The organism is Herbaspirillum sp. B65, from assembly GCF_000333555.1.
Taxonomy (GTDB): domain Bacteria; phylum Pseudomonadota; class Gammaproteobacteria; order Burkholderiales; family Burkholderiaceae_D; genus Herbaspirillum; species Herbaspirillum rubrisubalbicans.
This window is the reverse complement of record NZ_BADI01000289.1, coordinates 1-710: the sequence shown is the minus strand read 5'-3', so window position 1 is coordinate 710 and position 710 is coordinate 1. Positions and strand designations below refer to the sequence as shown.

The 710-nt window shown below is 62.1% G+C and carries 1 pseudogene; it reads left to right on the top strand.

Going from position 1 to position 710, the window contains the following annotated elements:
- Positions 1 to 616, top strand: a pseudogene (locus tag I5W_RS07590) (histidine kinase dimerization/phospho-acceptor domain-containing protein); the annotation flags it as partial.
- Between the last annotated feature and the right edge of the window lie 94 nt (positions 617 to 710).

Below are 710 nucleotides of genomic sequence, written 5' to 3'. Positions count from 1 at the left end.
CGTGGTATTTCTCGCACCCGATCCGGCATCTCAAGAATGCCTTCACCAGGCCGCCAACGGCAACCTGGACCTGGCGCTGGAACCGGTGATGAGTGCGCGCAACGATGAACTGGCCGACCTCGGCCGCGACTTCGATGCCATGACCGCCAAGCTGCGCACCCTGATGGAAAGCCAGCGGCGGCTGCTGCACGATGTCTCGCACGAATTGCGCTCGCCCATTGCGCGGCTGCAGATGGCCATCGGCCTGGCGCGGGTCCAAGACAAGGACAAGCTGGAGCTGACCCTGGAACGCATCGAACGCGAAAGCGTGCGCATGGACAAGCTGGTGGGGGAATTGCTGACCCTCTCACGGCTGGAAGCCAATGTCCCCGGCTCGATGGAGGAACCCATCGCCATCCAGGCCATGCTGGCCGACATGACCAACGATGCCAGCTTCGAAGCCGAAGCCCTGGGCAAGCGGGTCGAGAGTCACATCGATTGCCGGGTGCAGGTCAAGGGCAACCCCGAACTGCTCTATCGCGCCATCGAAAACGTGCTGCGCAACGCCATCAAGCACACCGCTCCCGAGACCGCAGTACAGTTCGTGGCCGAGATCGATGAGTTCAACAAGCTGCTCCTGCAATTGCAGCAGGTACGTATTTCGGACCAGATCGCCGACCACATCGTGCGCTACATCGCCGAGCACAAGCTGGAGCCGGGACAAAGCCTGC